The sequence below is a fragment of the Pseudomonas sp. efr-133-TYG-23 genome (genome assembly GCF_030209215.1).
Taxonomy (GTDB): domain Bacteria; phylum Pseudomonadota; class Gammaproteobacteria; order Pseudomonadales; family Pseudomonadaceae; genus Aquipseudomonas; species Aquipseudomonas rhodesiae.
In genome coordinates this window covers 153,261-159,512 of sequence record NZ_JARVSL010000019.1, presented here as the reverse complement: position 1 = coordinate 159,512, position 6,252 = coordinate 153,261, and the positions used below count along the sequence as shown (strand labels likewise).

At 60.4% G+C, this 6,252-nt stretch carries 4 protein-coding genes and 1 pseudogene; 2 read left to right on the top strand and 3 right to left on the bottom strand.

The annotated features are described in order from the left end of the window. From QRN41_RS13480 to QRN41_RS13470, 3 genes and pseudogenes are all read right to left on the bottom strand, one after another. A pseudogene (locus tag QRN41_RS13480) lies at positions 1-1,253 on the bottom strand (type IV secretion protein Rhs); the annotation flags it as partial. 198 nt (positions 1,254-1,451) lie between these two features. Continuing rightward, positions 1,452-2,933: a methyl-accepting chemotaxis protein gene (locus QRN41_RS13475; RefSeq protein WP_167417607.1), complete on the bottom strand. Its 1,482-nt coding sequence runs from the start codon at positions 2,931-2,933 to the stop codon at positions 1,452-1,454. Between the two features lie 96 nt (positions 2,934-3,029). Then, positions 3,030-3,836, bottom strand: coding sequence for a TatD family hydrolase (locus QRN41_RS13470; protein ID WP_167417606.1), 807 nt, complete (start codon positions 3,834-3,836; stop codon positions 3,030-3,032). Between the two features lie 234 nt (positions 3,837-4,070). On the opposite strand from QRN41_RS13470, the gene QRN41_RS13465 reads away from it, so the two are divergent. Next, positions 4,071-5,492, top strand: a complete 1,422-nt coding sequence (locus QRN41_RS13465) for an MltF family protein (protein ID WP_167417605.1) — start codon at positions 4,071-4,073, stop codon at positions 5,490-5,492. A 103-nt stretch (positions 5,493-5,595) separates the two neighbouring features. Continuing rightward, a complete protein-coding gene (locus tag QRN41_RS13460; protein ID WP_123480400.1) occupies positions 5,596-6,030 on the top strand; it encodes a DoxX family protein in 435 nt (144 codons plus the stop codon). The last annotated feature ends 222 nt before the right edge of the window (positions 6,031-6,252 follow it).

Sequence of the window (6,252 nt, the reverse complement as noted above, 5' to 3'; positions counted from 1 at the left end):
GCAGAAGCCGCCGCATCGCCGTTCGGGTTTTTTCCCGAAACTGGCACGTCATCCACAGGCTCCTGCCGCACCAACACCGTTCGTTGAGCCTTGCGACGAACCGCCGGCACCGCGTTCGTAACCACCTGCTCCCCAGCCTTCAACGGCGCAACCGGCACTGTTTTGATCGGCGTCGGCGCGCTGCCCAGCAGCAATGGCCTGGCCTCTGCGACATGGGGTTCCAGCCTGGGCCCCTTGAGGTGCTTGGCGAGCAACGCCAACAACGCTCGCGCCCGCGCGGATTTGATGCTGCTGAGCGTCTGAGCACCCAGGCGCAGTGCCACGCCCATGCCTGCTGTGGCCCAGATCAGCAGCAGATTGATCAGCACTTCCCCGGTCAGTTCGCCGACCAGTTCGTACATCTCGGGCGGCGGTAGCAGGCGCATCCAACTGACCATGGCCGCCAGATAAATGAACAGCAGCGGCTCATCGCTGAGCACCAGCAAACCCTGGGCAATCGCGTCGCTGCCGAGTGCCAGCAGCGCATCGAGTTCGGCCTGGGAGATGTAGGCCAACAGCTTTTCGCTGTGGGCCTTGAGGTCCGATAGCAGCTCATACAACTGCGTGACGTTGTCCCACAGGTTGTACAGCGCCTTGGCCAAGCCACTTGAAAACGCCATGCCCTGCATGGCGCTGCGCTCAAGCGCGGTGGCGTGGGAAAAATCGTCCCAGCGGGGTTTGAAGGTCTTTGCCCATTCATCGCGCAGGTCCGTTTCCAGCCCCGCGATCACCGCCTGATAAGACGCATACAGCGCCTTGACGTGATCCTGGGAAACGTTGGGATAAAAGGTGATCTGGTAGGCCTGGTCGCGGGTGCATTCCTTGAGTTCAAGAATGCCGCTGGGGCCGATGGTGTGATGCTGGGGCGCGCCCATCGCGCTGCCATCGGCGGCCAAGGCTTGAAGCATCACCGGCGTGTTGCCGATGGGGACGAAGCGGGTGCTTTCGAACAGGTGCACCAGGGTCAACGAGCCCTGGGCATCACACTGAGCAACAACCGCGTTGGGCTTTTTTGAAGAAACCGGTTCGACCAGCCCGACGTCATCGCCGACTTTAAATACCTGCTCCACCTGCAGGGCCGAGCCACTCCAGAAGCTCTCGGCCCAGTCGTCGAAGGTGTTGAGGCAGTCGCGAAAATCACGCAGGACGCCTTCGATGTCTGGCGCCTTGGGGTCCATGGGAGCCAGGACGAAGCTGGCGATGACCGGAATCAAGAGACAGCCCTGTCGAGCAGGGCCATAAAAGCGGAGTGCATCAGCGATCCCTCGCACTGAATGATCAGGCGAGAGACTTTGGAGGGATTATCAGAGCAAAGAAGTCGGCGTTATTCGCCGGCAGGGTGAGGACGTTTCGCCAAAAGCGCGGGCAAATCGTGGGGTTGCTGTAGGGATAGGATTACAGCTTGAACAGCCTTACAGCTTCAGTTGCCCAATCGCCTTGCTCAACTCCCCAGCCAAGGTGGCCAGGTCATTGCTGGTGGTGGCGGAGCCCACTGTCTGTTGCACGGTGTTTTCGGTCACGTCGCGGATGCTGACCACTGCGCGGTTCATCTCTTCAGCAACGTGGCTCTGCTGCTCGGCCGCGACGGCGATCTGAGTGTTGCTCTCGCGCATCTGCGCCACGGCGTCGGTGATTTCGGCAAGGGCGCCGGCGGCGTCCTGGGCCTGTTGCACACAATCGTCGGCCTTGAATGAGCTTTCCTGCATAAAGTCCACCGCATCGCGGGTGCCGGCCTGCAAGGCCGAAACCATGCGGGTGATTTCGTCGGTGGAGCTTTGCACGCGTTTGGCCAGGTTGCGCACTTCGTCGGCGACCACGGCGAAACCGCGGCCCATTTCACCGGCGCGGGCGGCCTCAATGGCAGCGTTGAGGGCCAGCAGGTTGGTCTGTTCGGCGATGCTGTGGATCACGCTGACCACGCCGTTGATTTTCTGGCTGTCTTCGGCGAGTTTCTGGATCATTTCCGCGGTTTGCTGCACGCCAGTGGACAGCCCGGCGATCGAGCGTTGCACGCGGGTGACCACTTCGCGGCCGCTGCCGGCCAGGGTATCGGCGGTTTTGGACAGGTCGCGGGTAGCGCCGGCGTGCTGGGCAATGTGGTGCACGGTAGCGGTCATTTCATTGATCGCGGTGGCGGCCTGGTCGGTTTCGCTTTGCTGGCCGAGCATGCCGTGCTGCACATCGTTCATGCTGCTGGCCAGGCGCGCGGCACCTTCGTCGAGCAACCGGGCGGTGCTCGCGACAGTGTTGACTACCCGCTGGTAGCCGGCCTGCATGGCGTTGAACGCGCTGGCCATCTGGCCGACTTCATCTTTGCATGCCAATGGCACACGGGCCGACAGGTCGCCGGTTTTCTCCACATGCAGCATCACGTCCTTGAGGGTGTTGAGCTGGCTGAGCAGGAAGCGGATCAACAGCTGCGAGGCGCACAGCATCGCCAGCATCAGGATCAACACCGCTGCGGCGTACTGGGTAAAGCGTTCGCTGAACACCTGGCTGAAGCTGGGGGCGTAGGCGAGTGCGGCGATTTGTTGGCCGTCCGCGCGGGCGACAACTTGCGCCCCCGCCACAACATTCTCACCGAACAATGGCATAGGGTTGAGTTCGACCCAGCCGCTGGCGCCGTTCAGGGCTGACAGATCCTGGTCGGCCAGTTGTGGGGCTTGGCCGCGCGGGAACGTCAGCCACATCTCGCCCTTGGGCAAAGCCTTATCGGCCGGCCAGGCGCTGAGCAGTTGCGCCTGGGCCTGCGCCGACGCGTAGGATTGCGCGGTGCGGGCCTGCTGTTCGAGGTGCACGGCATAGAGCACCAGCAGCAGGGTGGTGACAAAGGCGACCGCGTTAACGGCCCAGAATTTGTATTTCAGCGAGATATTGCTAAGCCAGGCACCCATGGAAGGTTTTCTCTGATAGCGAAAGCAGCATTGGCAAGGTGCCAGTATTGTGCCTTTATCATAAAAAACCCTTTTGACATGGGTCAATGCGCCGCATCAATCCAGAGTGGGCAACCCAAAAAACCGACGGGCGCAGGCGGTGGTGTGTAGGGCCAGGTCCTCTACGCGTTCCTGGCGGTGCAGGGCGACTTCACGCAGCACTTCCACGAGATAGGCTGGTTCGTTGCGGCCATTTTTCGGTTTGGGGCGCAGCGTGCGTGGTAACAGATAAGGCGCGTCGCTCTCCAGCATCAGACGTCCTCGGGGGATTTCTCCGACGAGCGGGTGCAAATGGGTCCCACGGCGTTCGTCGCAGATCCAACCGGTAACGCCAATGTGCAAATCGAGGTCGAGATAGCTGAACAGTGCCTGCCGTTCGCCGGTGAAGCAATGCACCACAGCAGCGGTGAGGTGGTCGCGGTAGTCCTTGAGGATTTCCAACAGGCGCTGGTTGGCATCACGTTCATGTAGGAACACTGGCAGTTTCAGCTCTGCGGCCAGGGCCAGGTGAGCTTCCAGGACCTTTTCTTGTTGCGGGCGCGGGGAGAAATCCCGATTGAAATCCAACCCGCATTCGCCGACGGCACGCACCCGGGGCTCACTGAGCAAAGCACGCAGACGCTGAGCGCTGTCACCGTTCCAGTCACTGGCGGAGTGGGGGTGAATGCCCGCCGTACTGAACAGGCGCTGGCTGCTTTGATCGAGTTTTACGCACAGCTCCAAGGCCTGTTCGCTGCCTTCGACACTGGTGCCGGTGAGTACCAATTGCTGCACGCCGGCGGCATAGGCGCGGTCGAGAACGGCCTGGTGTTTATCGTCGAAACTGGCATTGGTCAGGTTGACGCCGATATCAATGAGCTGCATGGTGCTATCTCCGCCTGCGGCCGGAAAGCATATCAGAGCTGTAGATTTATAAGAAAAACCAAGAACTACAACGGTTTATAGCTGTCTTTGAACGTTGCGACCGAGATGGCTGATGGCTAAATGCCTTGCCCATGCTTGCGTTGCTCGCGAAGCCTGCGCTCAAAGCGCTCTGTTTCTGACTCCCAGCCCCTCGTTTTTCCGAGGGTGTTGACCAGTATTCTTTCCGGAGAGCGGATGATCCGACCCTCGGCGTTATTAATGTTATGCCTCACGCTGCTGCTGCCCGTGGCGGCGGTCGCGCGACTGGAAGGGCCGCTGGAGGTGACCAAGCCCAGCAAAGTCCGCGATCTGGCGGAGATTCGCTCAAGCCGTACCTTGCGCGTACTGGTCAACCAGAGCCGTAACAGTTCCGGCGAAGTGCAGGGGCAGGCCATTGGTGTCGAATACCATCGCCTGCGTGCGTTCGAGCAATACCTCAATGGCCATGCTCGCGATGGTCAGCAGATCAATCTCAAGATCATTCCCAAAGCCAAGGATCAGTTGCTCGCCGCGCTGGCCCGTGGCGAAGGCGATCTGGTGGCCCCGGGTGAATTGCTGGATATAAACGCAGCTCACAAGATCGCCACCAGTGACCCGATTGTCAGCGATGTGCCGTTGTGGTTGGTGGGGGTCAAGGGCGAGCGGCGGTTTACCAAGCTGGAGCAGTTGTCCGGTCGTACCGTGGCGCTGACCACCGGCAGCGCGGCGGCGGATGCTGTCAGCCAGGCCAATCAGAAACTGGCCCTGCACAAACGGCCGCCGATCACGGTGGAGTGGGTGGACCCGAGCTTGGCGGTGGAGGATGTGCTGGAGATGGTCCATGCTGGGATTTTCCACCTGACCATCGTCGAGAAGCCCATTGCCGAGCGCTGGTCGAAGATCCTGCCCAAGTTGCGCTTCGACAAGCAGGTCGCGATTACCGCGCCCGGCGACGAGTTTTGGTTTGTGCGCCAGGATGCGTCGATGCTGCGCGCCAGTATCGACCGATTCCTCAAGACCTATCGAACCCCGGCGGATCAGGATGTGGCGTTTCAGCGCATCTACCGTCGTCTCTACCAGGTGCGTAATCCGCTAGCCCGCATCGACCGCCAGCGTCTGGAGAAACTGCGTCCGGTCCTGCAGAAGTACGCTGAGGCGCAGGGCATGGACTGGTTGAACCTGGCGGCGTTGGCGTTCAAGGAGTCGGCTCTGGATCCGAGCGCGCGTAACAGCGGCGGCCCCACCGGGTTGATGCAGATCACCCCGTCGGCTGCACAACGGGTGGGTGTCAACAATATCGAAACGCTCGACAGCAATGTGCAGGCCGGCGCGCGGTATCTGGCGATGATCCGTCGCAAATTCTTCGCCAGCCCCATGCTCAACGAGCGTGAGCGCATGGCGTTTGTCCTGGCGGCCTACAACATGGGCCCCGAGCGCGTTCAGGGCATGCGCACCGAAGCCAGGCGCCGCGGACTCAACCCCAATCAGTGGTTTTTCCAGGTGGAACGCATCGCCATGGAGCAAGTCGGGATGAGCGCCGTCAGCTATGTGAATAGCGTCAATAAGTACTATTTGGCGTTCGACAGGGAGCGAGAGTCGCTGGAGCCGACGGCCACCAAAATTGCCTCAAGGAAGTGATCGATTTTATTGATATTAATCAGGCATTTTTTGCGCTTTTATCATCCTTTAAGCTGATTAATATAGCGGCCAACCAACCTCTACTTCAAAAAGGATGTACGCCATGAGCCCACTGATCAAAAGCCTTCTGTCCACCCGCGCCGGTTATGGCCTGACGATTCTGCGTATTGTCGTCGGCATCATCTTCGCCGCCCACGGTTCGCAAAAACTCTTTGGCTGGTTTGGCGGCTACGGTCTGGCGGGCACTGCCCAGTGGATGGAAAGCATTGGCCTGGCGCCGGGTACGCTGATGGCACTGCTGTCGGGCGGTACTGAGTTCTTCGCCGGCCTGGCGCTGATCATTGGTTTGCTGGTGCGCCCTGCGGCGCTGGGCTTGACCATCCTGACGCTGGTAGCGATCTTCTCGGTGCATATCCATAACGGTCTGTTCATGGCCAACAACGGTTATGAATTCGCCCTGGCGTTGCTCGGCGGCGCACTGGCAGTGTTGCTGGAAGGTGCTGGCAAGCTCTCTGCCGACCGCGCCATCGCCAACTGACTGACTGGCAACGCTCTGAAAAGGCCCACGCTTGCGTGGGCCTTTTCGTTGCTGGCGATTCTTGACACCGCCCCACCGGCTTCTCTAGGATGCCGTCCATGCGCCGATTTAAACAGCTAATTGCGGGGCGCCACTGGGACTCGATGCAGCCCGACAGAAGCGTGTTCTCCCGTGCGAGATACCTTCGAAATACCGCTAAAGCGCTGGTTCGGTGTTGCCTCT